The 17,392-nt window shown below is 66.1% G+C and carries 22 protein-coding genes, 1 tRNA gene and 1 pseudogene; 20 read left to right on the forward strand and 4 right to left on the reverse strand.

The window, feature by feature from the left end; all coding sequences use genetic code 11:
- Positions 1 to 3: 3 nt before the first annotated feature.
- Together ACLQ2O_RS22620 and ACLQ2O_RS22625 are read right to left on the reverse strand one after the other, a co-directional pair.
- Positions 4 to 666 carry a hypothetical protein gene (locus ACLQ2O_RS22620; RefSeq protein WP_425834512.1) on the reverse strand — a complete coding sequence of 221 codons (663 nt, stop codon included), beginning with the start codon at positions 664 to 666 and terminating at the stop codon, positions 4 to 6.
- Positions 667 to 858: 192 nt separating this feature from the next.
- Positions 859 to 1,533: a hypothetical protein gene (locus tag ACLQ2O_RS22625; RefSeq protein ID WP_425834514.1), complete on the reverse strand. Its 675-nt coding sequence runs from the start codon at positions 1,531 to 1,533 to the stop codon at positions 859 to 861.
- Positions 1,534 to 1,732: 199 nt separating this feature from the next.
- Between ACLQ2O_RS22625 and ACLQ2O_RS22630 the strand changes: the two genes are divergently transcribed.
- From ACLQ2O_RS22630 to ACLQ2O_RS22715, 18 genes and pseudogenes are all read left to right on the forward strand, one after another.
- Positions 1,733 to 2,350: a hypothetical protein gene (locus ACLQ2O_RS22630; RefSeq protein ID WP_425834516.1), complete on the forward strand. Its 618-nt coding sequence runs from the start codon at positions 1,733 to 1,735 to the stop codon at positions 2,348 to 2,350.
- A 158-nt stretch (positions 2,351 to 2,508) separates the two neighbouring features.
- Positions 2,509 to 3,873: an alpha/beta hydrolase gene (locus ACLQ2O_RS22635; RefSeq protein ID WP_425834518.1), complete on the forward strand. Its 1,365-nt coding sequence runs from the start codon at positions 2,509 to 2,511 to the stop codon at positions 3,871 to 3,873.
- A gap of 92 nt (positions 3,874 to 3,965) precedes the next feature.
- Positions 3,966 to 4,460, forward strand: coding sequence for a SigE family RNA polymerase sigma factor (locus tag ACLQ2O_RS22640; RefSeq protein ID WP_425834520.1), 495 nt, complete (start codon positions 3,966 to 3,968; stop codon positions 4,458 to 4,460).
- Positions 4,457 to 4,588: a hypothetical protein gene (locus ACLQ2O_RS22645; RefSeq protein ID WP_425834522.1), complete on the forward strand. Its 132-nt coding sequence runs from the start codon at positions 4,457 to 4,459 to the stop codon at positions 4,586 to 4,588. Before ACLQ2O_RS22640 ends, ACLQ2O_RS22645 begins: the two co-directional genes overlap by 4 nt.
- Positions 4,585 to 5,190 carry an META domain-containing protein gene (locus ACLQ2O_RS22650; protein WP_425834524.1) on the forward strand — a complete coding sequence of 202 codons (606 nt, stop codon included), beginning with the start codon at positions 4,585 to 4,587 and terminating at the stop codon, positions 5,188 to 5,190. The genes ACLQ2O_RS22645 and ACLQ2O_RS22650 overlap by 4 nt, the downstream gene beginning before the upstream one ends.
- A gap of 136 nt (positions 5,191 to 5,326) precedes the next feature.
- Positions 5,327 to 6,592: a S1 family peptidase gene (locus ACLQ2O_RS22655; RefSeq protein ID WP_425834526.1), complete on the forward strand. Its 1,266-nt coding sequence runs from the start codon at positions 5,327 to 5,329 to the stop codon at positions 6,590 to 6,592.
- A gap of 17 nt (positions 6,593 to 6,609) precedes the next feature.
- Positions 6,610 to 7,347: a class I SAM-dependent methyltransferase gene (locus ACLQ2O_RS22660; RefSeq protein ID WP_425834528.1), complete on the forward strand. Its 738-nt coding sequence runs from the start codon at positions 6,610 to 6,612 to the stop codon at positions 7,345 to 7,347.
- Positions 7,348 to 7,385: 38 nt separating this feature from the next.
- Positions 7,386 to 7,458, forward strand: a tRNA-Arg gene (locus ACLQ2O_RS22665).
- 370 nt (positions 7,459 to 7,828) lie between these two features.
- Positions 7,829 to 8,041: a helix-turn-helix domain-containing protein gene (locus ACLQ2O_RS22670; RefSeq protein WP_425834530.1), complete on the forward strand. Its 213-nt coding sequence runs from the start codon at positions 7,829 to 7,831 to the stop codon at positions 8,039 to 8,041.
- 1,000 nt (positions 8,042 to 9,041) lie between these two features.
- On the forward strand, positions 9,042 to 9,236 hold the full coding sequence (locus ACLQ2O_RS22675; RefSeq protein ID WP_425834532.1) for a hypothetical protein: 195 nt from the start codon (positions 9,042 to 9,044) through the stop codon (positions 9,234 to 9,236).
- A complete protein-coding gene (locus ACLQ2O_RS22680; RefSeq protein WP_425834534.1) occupies positions 9,236 to 9,652 on the forward strand; it encodes a hypothetical protein in 417 nt (138 codons plus the stop codon). The genes ACLQ2O_RS22675 and ACLQ2O_RS22680 overlap by 1 nt, the downstream gene beginning before the upstream one ends.
- 80 nt (positions 9,653 to 9,732) lie before the next feature.
- Positions 9,733 to 10,086, forward strand: a complete 354-nt coding sequence (locus ACLQ2O_RS22685; RefSeq protein ID WP_425834536.1) for a hypothetical protein — start codon at positions 9,733 to 9,735, stop codon at positions 10,084 to 10,086.
- Positions 10,083 to 10,880, forward strand: coding sequence for a toprim domain-containing protein (locus tag ACLQ2O_RS22690; RefSeq protein ID WP_425834538.1), 798 nt, complete (start codon positions 10,083 to 10,085; stop codon positions 10,878 to 10,880). Before ACLQ2O_RS22685 ends, ACLQ2O_RS22690 begins: the two co-directional genes overlap by 4 nt.
- On the forward strand, positions 10,855 to 12,012 hold the full coding sequence (locus ACLQ2O_RS22695) for an AAA family ATPase (protein WP_425834540.1): 1,158 nt from the start codon (positions 10,855 to 10,857) through the stop codon (positions 12,010 to 12,012). The genes ACLQ2O_RS22690 and ACLQ2O_RS22695 overlap by 26 nt, the downstream gene beginning before the upstream one ends.
- Positions 12,013 to 12,448: 436 nt before the next feature.
- Positions 12,449 to 12,727, forward strand: coding sequence for an HNH endonuclease (locus tag ACLQ2O_RS22700; protein ID WP_425834542.1), 279 nt, complete (start codon positions 12,449 to 12,451; stop codon positions 12,725 to 12,727).
- A pseudogene (locus ACLQ2O_RS22705) lies at positions 12,724 to 12,861 on the forward strand (HGGxSTG domain-containing protein); the annotation flags it as partial. The gene ACLQ2O_RS22700 and the pseudogene ACLQ2O_RS22705, both read left to right, overlap by 4 nt.
- 15 nt (positions 12,862 to 12,876) lie before the next feature.
- A complete protein-coding gene (locus tag ACLQ2O_RS22710) occupies positions 12,877 to 13,338 on the forward strand; it encodes a hypothetical protein (protein ID WP_425835279.1) in 462 nt (153 codons plus the stop codon).
- Positions 13,339 to 13,647: 309 nt separating this feature from the next.
- The gene (locus tag ACLQ2O_RS22715) at positions 13,648 to 14,907 is read left to right on the forward strand and encodes a tyrosine-type recombinase/integrase (protein ID WP_425834544.1); all 1,260 of its coding nucleotides are present in this window, start codon (positions 13,648 to 13,650) and stop codon (positions 14,905 to 14,907) included.
- A gap of 101 nt (positions 14,908 to 15,008) precedes the next feature.
- On the opposite strand, the gene ACLQ2O_RS22720 is transcribed toward ACLQ2O_RS22715, so the two are convergent.
- Positions 15,009 to 15,260: a hypothetical protein gene (locus ACLQ2O_RS22720; RefSeq protein WP_425834546.1), complete on the reverse strand. Its 252-nt coding sequence runs from the start codon at positions 15,258 to 15,260 to the stop codon at positions 15,009 to 15,011.
- Positions 15,261 to 15,451: 191 nt separating this feature from the next.
- On the opposite strand from ACLQ2O_RS22720, the gene ACLQ2O_RS22725 reads away from it, so the two are divergent.
- Both ACLQ2O_RS22725 and ACLQ2O_RS22730 read left to right on the forward strand, forming a co-directional pair.
- On the forward strand, positions 15,452 to 15,886 hold the full coding sequence (locus ACLQ2O_RS22725) for a hypothetical protein (RefSeq protein ID WP_425834548.1): 435 nt from the start codon (positions 15,452 to 15,454) through the stop codon (positions 15,884 to 15,886).
- Between the two features lie 397 nt (positions 15,887 to 16,283).
- Positions 16,284 to 16,676 (forward strand): hypothetical protein, encoded by a 393-nt coding sequence (locus ACLQ2O_RS22730; protein ID WP_425834550.1) that lies wholly within the window; start codon positions 16,284 to 16,286, stop codon positions 16,674 to 16,676.
- 220 nt (positions 16,677 to 16,896) lie between these two features.
- Here the strand turns inward: ACLQ2O_RS22730 and ACLQ2O_RS22735 are convergent, their stop codons facing one another.
- Complete coding sequence (locus tag ACLQ2O_RS22735) at positions 16,897 to 17,229, reverse strand: WhiB family transcriptional regulator (RefSeq protein WP_425834552.1); 333 nt, start codon at positions 17,227 to 17,229, stop codon at positions 16,897 to 16,899.
- Positions 17,230 to 17,392: the final 163 nt, after the last annotated feature.

The raw sequence follows: 17,392 nt of genomic DNA on the forward strand, positions 1-17,392 counted from the left end.
GCCTTATCCCCGCCCGGCGAACGCGGCGAGCGTCGCCACCAGCCGGTCCCGGTGCGGCCCGAAGTCCGGCCGCGGCGGCTCCGGGGACCCGGGCAGCTCGACCGCCGACGGCATCAACCGCAGCAACGCGTCGACCGTTCTCCTTTGGTGCGAAGGGTTTTCCGGCACCGAAGGCAGCACCCCGACCGGCAGTCCAGGACGCCACGGCCCCCGATACTCCCCCAACGACACCAGCTGCGCGTCGGTCACCCCACGCAGCGTCTCCCCCGCCAACAACCCATCAGCCACCGCCCCCGAAGCCCCGCGCTCGAGCAGCCCCCTCCGAGCCCGAGCACTGACCTCCGGGTCATCCCCCGTCGCCGGCCAGGCAAGCAGCAACCGCCCGATCGCCTCCGGATACTCCACCGCGAGCCGCACCGCGACCGTGCACGCGTTGGAAGCCCCCACCAGCGTCACCGGCTCCGCCCCGAGCACCCCACTCGTCAGCAGCCCACCGAACTCCGCGATTTCCTGCCCCCACCCCACCGCCCGCCGCACCCGATCCGGCGCGACGACCGTCAGCCCCGCCTTCTCGAGCCCAGCCACAATCCCAGGCCCGTGCCAGAACATCTCGGCATCGGTCCCGTCCCACAATCCACCATGAACCAGCAGCACAGAAGCCGCCATCACACCCCCACGGCCCTAGGACCCGTGATGCGGAGGTACCTCACGCAAAATGCGCTCGTCGTCGTCACTACCGCTCTCCCGCTCCCCCCAGCTCCGCGCGTCATCATCCCGCGTCTGCTCAGGAAGCAGCGGCTCATCATCCTCGTACGGCGTACTCATACCTCCAGATTACGGCCCCTCCGGGCAAGTACTTCAGTCCTGCCCCGGGATCCGCGGCAGGTTCTGCTGGCTGCCGCCCTCGATCTGTCCCTGCCCCGGCCCCGGCCCAACCTGCGGCGCCAGCAGCGGCGCGATGCCCGGTTCGCTCTGCCAACGGTCGGCGCCCAGCACCGACCACGCGGTAAGGATCGACAGCGTCGGCGTAGCCAACCCACCGAGCTGCAACGGCTCCGCCTGCTGGAAGCCGAACGTCACCGTCCAGTTCGCCGGGTCCGGATAGAACTCCTGGACCGAGTTGTAGTAGAAGCTCAACCATCCACGCTGCTGCAGGTGCGTCATCAGCCGGTAGTTGGTCGCGATCAGCTGCACCTCCTGCAGGTCGCGCCACAGCAGCTGCATGTCGCGCCGCGCGGCGGCCTTCCGGCCGGAGTTGACCGCGGCGTTCGCGGCCATCATCCCGAGCACGAAACCGGCGCCACCGAAGAAGAACCCACCGCTGCTGTTGTACCGCCCGTCGCCGCCGTACAGACGTGCGTAGTGCACCGACGTCTGCAGGTACGCGACCTCACCGGGCTCGAGCACGATGCCGTACAGCGGCAGCGCCTGCGGCGCACCTCCGCCGCGCAGGAAGCGCGCCCAGTCCTGCCCGAGCTGCCACTCCTCCTGCTCTCGACGTGCGAGCTCGGCCGAGTCTTTTCTCTTGCCCACGTCCGTCCTTCCTTCGGCTGCACCCGGCATCATCCCATTTCTCCAGGGTGAACAGCGCGCACCTGTTACAGCTCTGCTGCTTTTGCCACTCGATCCACCTCGTGACCGGATAGACGCGCCTCCGTGACACTTCTGCCACGGTCCGCGAGACCTCGGTCGACCATCATGGTGCTCCTTGCCTACCCGGAAGGACCGAGTCGTGAGTGCATCAAGGACACGGGGCCTGATCGGAGCGTCGTTAGTGGTAGCCGTCCTCGGAGTCACCGCCGCCTGCGGTGACGAGAGCGGCTCCTCGGGACCCGCCGCCCAGCCCACCCCTACGCCCACCCCCACCCCTACCTTGCCGACGGCCAGCGCCACCCCGCCCACCCCCAGCGGAACGCCGAGCACGGACTGCCCGGAGACGATCACCGCGGTCCGCAAGTCCGTCGACGCGGCGGTCTGGGGCAAGGGCACGGCGAAGTCGGCCTTCCAGCCGGTCAGCGTGACGATCTGCCAGTACGACGCCAAGGCGTCCGGGCAGGACTACGCGACGGTGACCACCAAGCGGACCACGAAGCAGGCGACGGACCTGTTCGCGCTGGTCAACTCCGCCAAGCCGCAGCCCAAGAAGCCCGGCTTCTGCACCAAGGAGCTCGGCCCGACGTACGTGCTGCGGTTCACCGACAACGACCGTGGCGTCCTCTCCTACACCGCCGAGGCGTTCGGCTGCCACCGACTGGTGGCAACCTCGTTCGAGGGCCAGGGCAAGCCTGGTGACCTCGCCGCGCCCCGGGCCACCACACCCGAGCTGCTGAAGTCGCTCGGCCTGCGCTGACCCTGCTCCGGACGCGCCCCCCGAAGCCGTCCGGGACGGGGTCATCCCGCCCGCCTTGCGGGTCCCCCTGGGGTTGACCCGCAAGGTGGGTGGCAGAGCCTTGCCCCAGCACCTCGTTGGCCGCACCCTGATCGGCAAGAGCCCATCAGGGAGGCCGTATGCGGCTGGTCGCACTGGTTGCCGCGCTACTGCTGGCCGGCTCTGCCTGCTCTGACCCACCCCAAGACGCCGTACCCGACAACGCCCAGCAACAGTGCGACGGCCTGGCCGGCTTCACCTGTACGACGCTGAGCGTGCCGCTCGACCACTCCAAGCCGTCCGGCCCCCAGCTGGAGCTCGCGGTCGCCGCCGCGAGCAACGTCGACGCACCCCGCGGCGTCCTCCTGATGCTCACCGGCGGCCCTGGCCAGCCAGGCGTCCCACTGCTCCCTCGCATCCGCTCCTACCTCGACCCGGCTGTGCTGCGGGAGTACCAGCTCGTCATGTTCGACCAGCGCGGGACAGGCACCAAGGGCATCGACTGCCCGGAGCTGCAGCGAGCGGTCGGCGGCTCCGACTTCCTCACGCCACCGGCGGACGCCGTCGATGCCTGTGCCCGCCAGCTCGGCCCGAGCATCAACTTCTACGGCACCCCCGACACGGTCGAGGACATCGACCTCCTGCGCCGCTCACTCGGCCGCGACCAGCTCACGCTCAACGGCACGTCGTACGGCAGCTTCACGGCAGCGCAGTACGGGCTGAAGTACCCGGACCACGTCCGCTCGCTCGTGCTCGACTCCGTCGTCCCACACCGCGGTTTCGACCCGTTCGGAGCCGACCTGATGGCCCACACCGGCGAAGTCCTCGCCGCGACCTGCACAAGCGACCCAGCCTGTACGACGGACCCGGTGGCCGACCTGGCCTGGCTGGTGCAACGCGGCGAGCTCGACGGCGTACCAGTGAACGGCACGAGCCTGATCGAGTCGCTGTCGATCCTCAGCCTCAACTCGGTCAACCCGTCCCTCGAAGGCGTCCCGAAGGTCCTGCACGACGCCCGCACCGGCGACACCGCCGCACTGAAGGAGATGTTCCAGCGCGCGACCAGCCGCGGCACGCCGTACGACGAACTGTCGGCCGGCCTCCACCTGGCCACCCTCTGCTCGGACCTGCGCTTCCCCTGGAAGCCGGACACCCCGGTCGCCGCCCGCCCCGGCCTGCTCAACGCCGCCGTCAGCAAGCTGACCCCGTCCCAGCTCCACCCGTACGACGTCGAGACCGCACGCAACCAGCTGATCATCGACGGCTGCCTGCACTGGCCGGCGACGCGCGTCTCGACCTACCCGACCGGGCAGGAGCTGCTGCCGCGGACGCTGATCCTCCACGGCAGCAACGACCTGTTCTGCCCGACCGCGTGGGCCGAGTGGGAGCGCGACCACGCCCGCCAGGCGCAGCTGGTCGTCGTACCGGGAAGTGGTCACGGCGTGCAGGGCAGTCAGGTGGACCAGACCGGAAAAGCCCAGGTCAGGGCGTTCCTGCTGGGCTGAGACGCAACTGAGCGACATTGTCTGCAGCACCTTGAGCAGCTCGATGCGTCTAATAGTTGTGAGGTGTTGTACGCCCAGTTGGGGAGTTGCCGGTGGAGTTCGAGGAGTACGCGTCCGCGCGCGGGCAGGAGCTGGTGCGGCTCGGGTTCACCATCTGCGGCGACTACCAGCGCGCCGAGGACCTGGCCCAGATCGCGCTGATGCAGGCGTTCCGGTCCTGGCGCAAGGTGCAGCGGACCGACGACCCGCACACCTACGTCCGGCGGATCCTGGTCAACTCCTACCTGTCGATGACGCGCCGGCGCTCCTTCACCGAGGCACCGGCGGCCGACCTCGACCCCGACCGCACGGTGCCCGACCCCGCCAACGACATCGTGGCCTCCGACGACCTGTGGCGCGCCCTGGCCACGCTGTCGGCCCGCGAGCGGGTCGTCCTGGTCCTGCGCTACTACCAGGACCTGGACGACCGGACGATCGCCGACCTGCTCGGCATCAAACCGTCCTCGGTCCGCAGCGTCGCGAGCAGAGCGCTCGGCTCGCTGCGCAAGGCGAGGCAGTCCCACCGCGTCGACGAGCGCCTGCCATGAGCACCGGCCGAACCACTGACGTCACCACGTACGGCGTCGCCGGCCCGAGCACCCACCACGTCGTGGACGTCAGCAGGTCCCGCGTCCCCGGCCCGAGCACCCACCATCTCGTTGAGAGGTTGCCGTGAGCACCACCGAGCTCGAGGAAGATCTGCGCGCGACATTCGACCGCGCCGCCGCTTCCGTCCCGCCCGCCACCGACCTGGTGTCGCGGGCCACCGTCGGCGGCCGCCAGGCCCAGCGGCGTACGTACGTCGCCGCCGGCGCGGCCGTTGCCGCTGTCGCGGTGATCGCCGCGGCAGGGTTCGCCCTCAGCGGCGGCCTGGGCGGATCGACCGCTCCGCAGCCCGCCGCGACCACCCCCGCACCAGCCGTCTCGAGCGCGACCCCCGTCGTCGCCTCGCAGCAGCTGGCCGGCACCTGGCGCCCGCTCAAGCTGGACGGGTTCAGCGCGCTGAAGACGTCCCGGCCGGACAACCCGACCCTCACGTTCAACCCCGACGGCACCTGGACGGGCTCCGACGGCTGCAACGGCCTCGGTGGGACCTTCAGCATCGGCCAGCGCGGCGAGTTCACCGGGACGGCCGGCTCGCAGCGGCTGATCGAGTGCGCGAACGTCCCACACACCGCGGTCCTGCAGACGGCAAAACGGATCACGGCCGACCGGACGACGCTGAAGTTCTATGCCGGGGACGGGCGAGAAGTTGCGATCTACGCTCGCGCACGGTAGCGGGATTTGCTTGCGGAACGTAGTCAGCTCTTGACTATCCGGAGTCCTTCCTTGAAGGATCTACGCAGGCCTGTCCACCAATAAGGGGAGCTTAGTGCGACTCTCAGCTACCGTCCCACTGCTCGCTCTCGGCTCAATGTCACTCGTCGCAGTCGCTCTACCCGCCGGATCCACCCCGATCCCGGCCGCGTCCGCGACCCCCGCGTCGGTCGCTGTCTGCAACCACAACGACCCGATCACCACCGCCGAGCACTCGAAGCGACTGGCCCAGCCGACCAGCGCCAAGGACACCCGGCCGCTCGGCCAGGCCCTCGGCGAAGGGGTCGCGGCCGCGGTCCGCTCGATCGAGCCGCTGGACGCGACCGGCCGCGCGAAGTCCGGCCTGCCGTACGGGCTGGGCGCCGGCGTCATCGGCGTACTGGGCACGCAGGAGACCGGCTACAAGGTCGTCCTGGACGACTCGGTCGTCGACGAGAGGAAGTACCAGGCCGCCGTACAGAAGAACGTTCCGGCAGCCGGTCAGCCGATGCTCACGGTCGAGCGCAGTTGCCGCTCGGCGCGCTCGGTCGCCGCCGCCTGGAAGGCGGTCGGCGGCCGCGCCTGGTCCGCCGACGCAGCGAAGACCACGTTCACCGCCGACCTCGACCCGGCCACCGAGAACGTCGTCGTCGAGTACGACGCCGCGACCACCTCCCCGTCCGGCGCCGAAGCCCTCGCGAACCTCGACGGCGTCGACGCGGTCGCGACCGGCGTCACCCGGACGACCCGCTTCAACGACACCCCCAAGGGCGGCCACTGGGGCGGCGCGCGGATCACCTCGGCACTGAAGAACTGCACGGCCGGTTTCTCGGTCGTCCGCAAGTCGAACAACACCCGCGCCTCGGTCACCGCCGGCCACTGCGGCGGCCCCGGCACGGTCTGGCGCAGCGGCTCGAACTACTACGGCACCACGTCGGTCCGCACCAATTACCCCGACTACGACCAGGCCCTGATCACCGGCAGCTCGTACGGCGCCAAGATCTGGACCGACGGCCCCGGCGACTCCGCCGACACCCGCACCGTCAAGGGCGGCGGCGACCCCGCCGTCGGCGCGTCGGTCTGCCAGTCCGGCTCGTTCAGCACGTCGTTGTGCGGCATCACGGTCCGCTCCCTGAGCGCCAAGTACTGCGACTCCGACGGCTGCACGACGTACGTCATCCGAGCCACCCGCAACAACCAGATCGCCATCATCGGCGGCGACTCCGGCGGCCCCGTCTACTCCCGCCCGTCATCCACCACAGCCACCATCCGAGGCATGGCCTTCGCCGGCTCCGGCTGCAGCGCCTCCCGCTGCACCACCCTGTACGCCGAACGCTACAACTCCATCGCCGGCCACCTCGGAGTCCGAGCACTGACCGGCTGATCCTGTAAAATCAGGCAGTGCCGAACACTCGCCTCCACACGGTCGACCAACTGCTCGACATCCTCGACGAGGTGGTCGCGGCAAGCGGCCGTGGTGACCGATCCCAGAAGTCGGCCGCCGGCTTCTGGACCGAGATGCTGACCAAGCCGGGGCATCCGCTGGGCACTCGCCTCCCAGACGAAACGCTGGTCGACTGGCACGAGCGCGGTTTGCTGGACGAGTTGCACGGAGCCCGAGTGCTGGACATCGGCTGCGGCTCGGGCCGGAACAGCCGCTGGTTCGCCGACCAGGGCGCAACCGTCGAAGGCATCGATCTGGCCGCCCCGCTCCTCGAGTCGGTCCGATCGACGATGCCCGAGTCAGTGCGCCTGACTGCGACGGACTTCTTGCGCGACCCACTGCCGGCCGGCCAGTTCGACGTCGTCTACGACTCGGGCTGCTTCCACCACATTGCTCCGCACCGCAGACTGACCTACCTGGAACGCCTCGCCTCAGCGCTCCGCCCAGGAGGCCTGTTCGGCATCATCACGTTCGCGGCCGGATCCGTGGACACCCCCTCGGATCGTCAGGTTCTCACCGACGGCGACAGCGGCGGCGGCATGACCTTCGGCCTCGGCGACCTGCAAGAGATCTTCGGACACCTCACCCCGGTCGAGCTGCGCGCCGTACGCACCGACCGCGAAGCGACCTTCGGTGCGGACTTCCTCAACGCCGGACTGTTCAGCTCCGCAGCCCGTCATCCAACTGCCGGCTGAGCACCCCCACCCGATTCCGCTAGGCTGTCCCATCGTGCGCCCCCGTAGCTCAGGGGATAGAGCGTCGGTTTCCTAAACCGTGCGTCGCAGGTTCGAATCCTGCCGGGGGCACCGCAGAAACATGCAGGTCAGGGGCCGAATGGCCCGGACCTGGCATCGTGTGGGCACTACCAAAGCCCACACACAAGACCACAAGTGCCCTCCTCCCGCTCTAAGTGGCTCAGGTCCGTCCGGGCCAGACCGCTTGTCCGCCAGGGCCATCCCCACGTACTCTGGCAAGCGCATCACCGCTGCTAGCTGGCTCGGCCTAGGCCGACTAAGTGACCTCATTGCTAGCCCCCTGCTGCACCGACGGAGTACCGAGAGGTCGGAACAGGTAGAGCAGACGTCTGTAGAGCGTCGGGCGGGACCCGTAAGGGTTCTGGCTCGGCGCTTTTTCATGCCCTGCCCAGGACCCTCCTTGTCCCCAAAGGAGGCCACCGTGCCCAAGAAGAAGACCAAGAAGCCCGTTCGGCTCATCAGCGATGAAGCCGCTGCCGGACGACTCGGCGTGAGCAAGACGACCGTGCGCCGGATGCGTCGAGACGACGAACTGCCAACCGTGTACGTCCGTGGGGCAGCGCGTATCCCAGAGCGAGCCGTTGACGAGTACATCGCGAGCAACGTCGGTGGCATCGCGAAGGCGGGTGCGTGAGATGCGTGCTCCTGACCTCCGTCTGATTCGGGTCGGTGATCCCACACCCACGCCAGACGGCTTTTCCGTCGAGGTCACCGTCTCGGCCGACGTGCGAAGCGTCCGACTCGTTGCCGCCACCTGCGTGACGATGGCTCCCCCGTTCTACGGACCAGAGTCACTCGAAAACCCGGACATGGTCGCCTCCCTTGAAGGGCCACCGAGCGGCTCACGCACTCCGCGAACAGCCGTACTCTCAATCGGCTTTCTGCAGCCGGACACCTCCTATTGGTTCCAAGCTGAGATGCGTGGCGGGTTGAACTCCACCGTGGTGGAGCGGAGTTCGGTCTACGCGGCCCGCACTGCCGCCCCCGCCCACCCCACGCCGACGGGCTAGCCAGCAACCGCACTGCAGAACGCGGACTTACCCCTTACCCACCTTCCCGGCCCGCAGCCGTTCGCCGAACCTGCTACGGGCTGAGTACGAATTTTGCTCGACTAAGCAATCACATTCGTCTTGCCTAATCGAATTCGCGACCTCTTCGGGTCTGAGTTATCGGGGGAAAAATCTTCTATTGCATTTAATGGCACGCATTCTGTTTGCTTATTTGCAGCACACCAACCAAGGAGGCCAAATGCCAGACCCAAGCGGTCGCCCTCGGGAGTTCGACAAGAGAGTCGTCTCGTACGTAGACGAAGACACCAAGGGATGGCTCGCCGCGATGTCGAAGGCGACCGGGGAATCCGAGGCGTGGGTTGTACGGGCAATCCTGACTGCTTGGCGAGCCGGGGAAACGACGCTCGGTACGAATCAAGTGGTCGGCGTATGAGCAGGCGAAAGCCGCTCTGGGAGCTAAGCCCGGAGGAACAGCACGCGACCTTTCCGGCGCTCTTCCCAGACCCGGCGATGGTCGCAGAACGAGAACAGGCCTACGAGGAAGCGCAGGAGAGATGGAACGCGCACGTTCGAGCCGGCCGATCGAATCCGCCGCTGACACCAGAGCAACAGAAGGAGGCAGCAATGAATGACCTGGACCGTCTCGCAAAAGAGACGCGCCATTCCCGCCAGGACGCCGAAGATGCACTCGCGGTGTACCTCAACCGGCTCAAGCGCAACGAGGAGATCGGCAGCGCTACGGAAGGTGACCTCCGCGCCAAGTACGGGATGAACGGGCAACCGCGTCACCTCGCGGATCGCCAGGAGAGGGGCAACTGATGGGCGTGTTGGACATCGACCCAGCCGCAGCACAGCAGCGACTCGACAACACCGAGGGCATGAGCCCTAATCAGCGGCGCGCGGCGCAAGAAGAGATCAACGAGGCCCGCGCCTGGTACGAGCAGCAGGGGCTCAAGTTCGTTGAGGAACGGGAAAGATACGTCACCGACACGAGCGCTCGCATCACCAACACCTACGCAACCTGCCGCACCGGGTACGAGGAGTTCGCGCAGTGGCTGCGAGACACCGAGCCGACCGCCAAGGAAGCCCGCAAGCGTCTGGATTCGCTGCATCGCGAAGAGCTCAACATGAACCGCCTCACCGAGGGAGTCAGCCGCGCGGCAGAGGATGCCGAGCGAGTGAAGGCCGACCCCGTGGGTTTCATGACCAGCCTGCGGAAGAAGTACAACCTCTAGCAGTTGCCCCGAGCTCTCAAGTCATTGCCCTTGACCACTAGGGAGCTCGGGGCAACCCGCCACTTAGAAAGGCGCTCCCAATGAGCCCCACCAGCGTGCGCCCCGCGCGCACTGAAGTGCAAGTCAGAACACCGGACGACGTCCTCCATCTGCAATGGACCCACGCAGTCGTTGCCCGCGACTGGGCACCGAGACAGCCGACGGTCAACTGCGTCTGGGAGATCGTGCACGCTGTCACCTCTGCACTCGACCTAGAAGCCCTGCTCCTGAACGCACTTCGAGTACAGGTGCGCTACCGCCTGGCGGCCGCTGGCCTGCCGACTCAGGCAGTCGATGGTGCCTGCCCAGCTGACGAACTCATCTGCCAGGCGCTGAATGATCCGGCGGGCTCCCTCGCCTTGTATCCGCTGCGTAGCTGGGCGGCGGCCTCATGACTCCGGCGTCGTGGGTGGGCTCTGAGGGCGGCTCATCCGAGCCGGTACTTCCGCCCACGACGCCGGGCTATCGGCAGCACGAACTGCGCTGGGAAGGCTTCTCCTGCTGGTGCGCAACCGGAGCGCAGTCGTTCAAGTTCATCGATCCATCGGCCGGCCGAGTGCTGTTCGTCAAAGAGAAGGTCTATTTGGACGAGGCTGCGCACGGTCGGGACAAAACGATGAAGTATCGCTGCCTTGAATGCTGGCGTGCTGGCAAACCTATGGAGATGTGCTGGCACAAGCATCCCGAGTACGACTCGTTGCTGTATGGGCTCGACCAGAAACTAACCGGCAAGGTCTGGGTTCCCGAAGGCGAGAGGGATGCGGACAGTCTGCGCGCGGCCGGAGTCGTGGCGGTAGCCCACCATCAAGGGGCTAGCCACCCGATGACTCCGGACCAAGCACAGTGGTTGTGCAGGGCAAAGAAGGTCATCATCGTTGCTGACCGCGACGAGGCTGGGAGTTATCTGGCGTTCGCACATGCCCGGCATCTGCTCGGCCTAGCGGTCAACGCGACGGTCGTATGGCCCGCCGTGGGCAAGGACGCCACCGAGCACCTGTCAGCCGGTCTAGGGCTGAAGGACTTTGTACCAGCCGACGTGTACGTGCTCGCCAAGGAGGCGGCCGGTTGGCAGCAGTCGGGAAGTAGCTACATCCCTCGAAACAAATATGAGGTGACGCACGTACCCGGTGGCATTCGCGTGCGACGCATGAAGGAGGCAAGCCGTGGGCAAGAAAAAGAAAGCCGCTGAGTTTGAGGCTGCGGCCGAAAGTGTCGGCCTGCAGGACGAGCTTGTCTCCAAGTACGTGAGAGACCTCAGGGCCAGAGAGCAGGCTCGGGAGGTAATCACTGCCGAGCGCGCAGCAGCGCTCTACACGCAGCCACCAGGCATGGAGAGCCTGGAGCAGCTTCTAAAGAAAGATCGCCCACCCCTCAAGTACACAATTGAGGACCTGCATCCGCTGGGGTCCAACACTCTAATTGCTGCGCAGTACAAGGTCGGCAAGACCATGCTGATGGCGAACTTGGCCAAAGCGTACGCGGATGGGGACAGGTTCCTTGGCGAGTTCCCGATGAACCCTGGCGGTGGTCGATTGGCTGTATTCAACTACGAACTCAACGAAGACATGCTGATTGACCAATACCTCAAGCCAATGGGGATTGTGAACTCTGACCGCATTGTGGTGTGGAACCTGCGGGGTCGGAACTTCGACCTACGTAGCAGGGACGCTTTCAACGACGCGGTGCGGTGGCTCAAGAAGATGGGCTGCGACGCAATCATCATGGACCCGTTCGGTGCGGCTGCACGGCTGCAGAACGAGAACGACAACAGCGAGGCGCGCAACTGGCTTCTCGGATGCTTAGACCCGCTGAAGTACGAGGCCGGTATTCAGGACTTGTGGATGCCCGCGCACACCGGCCGGGGCGAGGCTGAAGAAGGCGGCGAGCATGTGCGCGGGGCAAGCTCGGTAGACGACTGGGCGGACGTGCGCTGGCTCTACACCAAAGCCATGGTTAGCGGCGCGGACGGGACGGCGCAAATGCAGCGCTTTCTCAGTGCTCGCAACAGCCGGGGCGTGGACGTAGGCGAACGGCAGATTGACTTCGACAAGGACGACAACATGCTCTACGTGCTGAAGGCGCACAGTCGCGCGCAGGCGCGTTCCGCGGGCGCATCGCATCAAGCGCTAAGGACTGTTGCTGATAGCCCTGGTATCAACTCCACTGCATTGCGGGCGGCAATGGATGGTGACACCAAGGTTCGAAATGCGGGGATTAAGGCGGCAGTAAGCAACGGGTGGATTCGGGTCGAGGCAGGACCGAATAGGTCCTCTTTGCACTCGATAACTGAAGCCGGAAGCAAGGTTCTCGGTGCCAGATGACGCCGGTGTGTCTGGTGCGTCTGCGTATGTCTGGCGGTTGGCAGACAGGCAGGGCCGGTGTGTCTGCTGCCCTATAGGGCAGACACACCCTGCACACCACCAAGCAGGTGTATTCAGTGTGTCTGGACCGACTACAGCGATATCAAGAAAGGGAATTGAGATGGAGACTGCACAACCCGTAGCTCAGAAGAGGTGCTCCGACCCGTGGCGGACGGGATGTCAGAACTCCGCACGTGTTGGCCCAACCGGCAAGCGGTACTCGTGGTGCGTGGACTGCAACCAGAACCGGGACCATGCCAACGAGACTCGGAACGACCGGGCGATCACTTCTACCTGTGAGCACTGCGGTCGGACCTACACGAACAGGACGCCTCGTTGTCCGCGCTGCCTACTTGGCGAGAACGGTGAGCTACTGGTCGGTGTGACTTGGGCGGACATGAGAGACGAACTCCTCTTCGGCCATTGCGTGTACTGCGAGGCGCAGGCAACCACTCTCGATCACATTCGACCTAGGGCAAAAGGCGGGATGGACAACGCCGCCAACCTCGTTCCGAGTTGTTCCAGGTGTAACAACGGTCGAGGCGGCAAGCATCGAAGGCTCCTCACCGAGTGGGACCCCGTCCGTGTCGAACGCGGCCGGAAGTGCAGCGGGAAAGTCGAGGCAGAGTGGCAGCGGCTTCAAAGGGAAATTCACGAGATGGGAGCGGCGTCATGAGTAAGGGAAATCGGGCTCGACGTCGAGCCGCTGGATTGCTGCCTGAGCCGGCCAAGTGCTCCGCTCGGACTCAGAAAGGCGACCCGTGCAATAACTCACCTATTCAGGGTGCCGCTGTGTGTCGAATGCATGGCGGAGCGGCAGGCCAAGTGAAGCGCAAGGCTCAGGAGCGGTTGGAGAAGGGCGTCCTTCCCCTGCTAGGGCTTCTCTACAAACTGGCCACGGACGAGTCCGTACCGCCTGCGGTGCGACTGGCCGCGATTCGAGACTGGCTGGATCGTGCGGGCATCACGTCCAAGCTCGAGATTGAGATCGACGTGCCCTGGAAGGACGTTCTCATCTCGGGCATCGTCGCGGAGGTTGACGAGGACCAAATCGAGCGTGCTCAAAGCTACGTGCGTGGCCTCGCCCCACCACCCCCACGAGAGCTAGAGGGTTACGTCGATGCCGAGGTGGTCGAGGAGGATGCCCGCACTCGCGCAGAAGCGGAGCGCATCAAGGCTAGACCTGCGAGCGACTGGGCTCGACCGCCCGGCAGCGAGCCCGTACCTGTACCTCGTCGCCAACCGAGCGGCCCGCGCAGTCGGCAGGCCGACGTACGCACCGACTGAGCCGCCACAGACCAGCCGTAGAAGCCGGAACAGGGTCGGTGTCGGGCATGGGGCCAGGTGGGCGTCGTCGGCCCGCAGATCGGCTACGGAGCTGGTCTCGTGGTCGGCGGCATGGTCGGCAGCTTGACCCCGGCTGCATCCCCGCAGCTCAAGGCCGTACAGCCGAACGGTTGCGGCAACCGTTGCCACCTGCCAGCACTTCCAATCGGCCCGGTTCGTCGAGATGGAGCTTCTGGATTCATTGCCCTCCACCTAATCCGAACCTAACCGTTGCTCGCCCACGACCACACAGAACCGAAGGAGAGTCCAATGTCTATAAGGAAGACAGCCCGGTCGGGCGCGAGCAGCACAGCCGGTGTGCGGTGGCGAAAGCTGGACGACGGCAGCAAGGTCTACGAGGCCCGATGGCGCGAACCGAAGGAGCTCGGCGGCAGGCTCCGCAGCAAGTCCGGGTTCCCCACTTCCAAGGCGGCGGCCGACCATCGAACCGAGCAGTTGGAGAACCTGCGCAAAGGCACCTACATCTCACCGGAGCGGCAGCGCACGACCTGGGAGACAGTCGCTGAGGACTGGTTGGCCAGCAAGATCGAGGCGGGATGCACCCCACGCACGACGCAGTCGAGCGACCGCATCCTTATTCGCTGGTATTCGAAGTGGAACAACCGGCCCATCTCCTCGATCAAGACCGCGGACGTGGAGGCCATACTCAAGGCGCTGGCCAAAGCGGGCCTCGCTACTCAAACACGGCACAACGTGTTCAATGTCGCGTCCGGCGTCCTGGGCTACGCGGAAGACCTTGAGTACATCCATGCCAACCCGGCTCGCAAAGCCCGCAAGCGGCTGCCCAGCAGGGAGGCTGCTCTCCGCACCGCCAAGAAGAAGGTTCGATTCCTGACAGCGGAGGAGGTCGGCCGGCTCGCGGACGCGGTGTATGAGATGACGATGCTCGCGCAGGCAGGTCGGGGCTTCAGGGCCGATCCACAACGGGCCGTCGAGGAGTCATTGATGGTCCGCTTCATGGCTTGGAGCGGTCTCCGTCGCGGCGAGGTTGCAGCCTTGCAGGTAAAGGACCTCGACCCACTGCGCTTCACTGTCCGTGTCGAGCGGTCGGCTCAGTGGATCAATCGCGAGTTCATCATCGGCCCACCAAAGAGCGAACGTGGTCTCCGTACCGTCCCCCTCGCCCCCACGTTGATGACGATGCTGACGGCCTACGTTGCCGCTCGCAACCTCCAGCCCGAGGACTATCTGTATGGCGGGGCAACTCCACGAAGGCTGGAGAACTTCTACCGTCGCCGATTCGTGCCAGCCTGCAAGCGAGCCAAGCTCGGCAAGGTCCGTATTCACGACCTACGGCACACCTACGCGTCTCTCATGGCGCATCAGGGGCACAAGGTGGCTGAGGTCAGCGAGTGGATGGGTCACTCTAAGACGTCGACCACGCTGGATATCTACACCCACCTGTTCAAGGACGACGAGCAGCACGCACAGCGGGCCGCCGCTCTCGACCTGGCGTTCACGGGCGGCAACGTCGTGCCGCTGCCGACACCGAAGTCCGACGCGGTCTAGCCTCGCTCGGTTGGTCTAACCGTCGTACGCCCCTGTGCTGGCCTGCTCGGATGCAGCCACCGGCGCAGGGGCGACCACGCTTACGACCACACAGCGGGTCGCTACTGCGCCTCGTACTCCTGATCCAAGCCCTGAACCTCGACGTATGCCTCGCGACCATTGGACGCGTCGAACGGACGCATGAACAGGTAGTAGTCCATGCTCCTCAGCCCTTCCACGACCAACGAGTGATCGAGCTGGACCTTCTCGGCAACCTCGTAGCTAGTGATGGTCTTGCCGCCCGACTCTTCCAACAAGTCGCGGCAGGCGACCCAGATGCGCCGCAGGATCTGCGGTGCCGTCTCTTCACTCATAGATGCCCCTCCCCCTTGTCGCGGGCAGCCCACCCAAGCTGTGCGCCCGCAGTCTCGTCCGGCGACCCTACCGACGCCCGCCCCCTCTGACTAGGGGACACGTCGGAGCTCTGAACATTCCCGGCGATCCTCTGCAAGCTAGCTCCAGTTCGAACAAACGTTCGAGTCGACCAGCAGCCAGGAGGCGCACCATGAGCACCACCACCGCAACAAAGAAGGCCACCAGCACCCGCAAGGCAGCACCCGCCAAGCCTGCGTCGACCAAGCCAGCCCCGAGGGGCAAGGCACCCGCCAAGCGGGCCGCCAGCAAGCCCACCGTTCTCGCCGCAGCGGCCGCTACCGGCAAGGTGAAGTTCTACCGGCAGCGCGCTAACAAGACGCTCCGCAACCTGCCGTACTTCGCTCCGGGCACTGACACCCGCAAGGCGGCCGAGGCTGTGCAGAAGAGGCGCGAGAGCGGCGACACCATCGGCGCGATCGCGGAGGACCTGAACGCTAGCGTCGCCACCGTTCGTCGGATGATCACCGGCCTCCTCCTCGCGCAGGCGGTCGAGGCTGGAGAGCACGACAAGGCGTGGGACGGCACCGAGGGCGCGGAGATCATCGTGAACGGGGCGAGCAAGTGACAGCCCTAACCCCAGCGACCGCCGCCAAGCTGGCCGAGACCTGCGGGGGCGAGCACGTCGCCCAACTGGCGGCGAACAGCGAGTGTCCCGTCTGCGGGGCGCACGCCGACATGACCGAGGAGGATGCACAGGCAGTCCTCACCGGCAGAGTCCAGTCTGACGGGGACGCAGTACAGGCCTCCGAGAACCTGGCGCAGCTCATGCGGAACGCAGGCGTCTTCGAACTACCAGACGGGAGCGGCTGGTACGCGTCGGCCTGGGAGCGACACGACGATCCCGAGCAGCAGCCATAGGCACCCACAGCCAGTGCAGCACCCACCGACCCCGGTAGCGATCAATCTCCGCTACCGGGGTCGGACCATTGACACGGACGTTCCGGCCTACGTAGGGAAGACGCGTGAACAACACCTTGAAGCATCAGCGCGCCCTCGGCGTCGTCTTGGAGCAGTTCGCACAACGAGGCATCTACCTGACGCCCCGGGAGAAGGGCGGCAGCTATCGGCTGGACACCAAAGGGCAGAAGCACCGTCTCCGGATCCTGAGCCGATTCTCCAAGGACGGCACGTGGCAGTTGGATGACTGGCGTAAAGAGGTCGCCGACGACTCGTACACCGCTGTTGTGCTGGTTGACTTTACCGAGCCGACCCCGCTGTTGTTCATCATCCCCGGAGACGAGTGGCGTTCCGACGTCCGCGCGAACGCGATCGACGGTCGGGACAGCGGCCACCAGGCAATCTCGCGGGATCGCGTTGTGCAATGCCTCTACCGGTGGAGCGTGGTCGACGTGTAGCTGCACCCACCGGCTCGCCGTGGTCGCCTGCCGTGGTCGCTAGCCGCCGGTCGACGCATCCCCGCAGTCCAGGCGCGAGGCTGGTTCGGTTGGGCACACCGATACCCACCCTCTCCCCACGGCCTCGAACCGGTCTCCGCTGTGTGCCGATCTGAGCCAGGACAGAGAGCTACTCGGCCCCACACCCGAGGCAGCCGGTATTCCAGCGTTCTAAGCCCGACTACGCCGATTCTGTGGCCGAGGTAGGCCGCTTGCTGCCAGCCAGCCGGGGCCGGTGCGGGCTGTCAGGCGCATAGCGGCGGTACCACTCCTCGCGCCGCTCGGCAGTAGACAGTCCTCCCCACACACCCCACGGCTCCCGGCTGGCAAACGCGAACAGCAGACATTCCTCTGTTACTGGACAAAGTCCGCATACGGCCCGAGCTCGCTCGTTACCTACAACGTCACTCTCGTCCGGGAACATATCGGCCGGCTCATCCACACAGGCAGCGGCATCCCGCCAATTGAGGCCGCCCGGAATCAGAACTAGCGCACGGCTTCCTCGGATGGTCAACTACCGCCGCCAGCCGTTGTAGGAGCCACCGACCGGAGGTATGGGCTCGGTCGAATCTTTGAGAGCGCGAGCCTGTGCCTCATCCTGCCGGGCTGCTCGGCTGTTGGCCTGACCGGGCCTCTCCTCGTACTCGCTGGGTTCGTGGATCGTTTCGTTCGGCATG

It is taken from the genome of Kribbella sp. DT2 (genome assembly GCF_049844575.1).
Lineage (GTDB): Bacteria > Actinomycetota > Actinomycetes > Propionibacteriales > Kribbellaceae > Kribbella.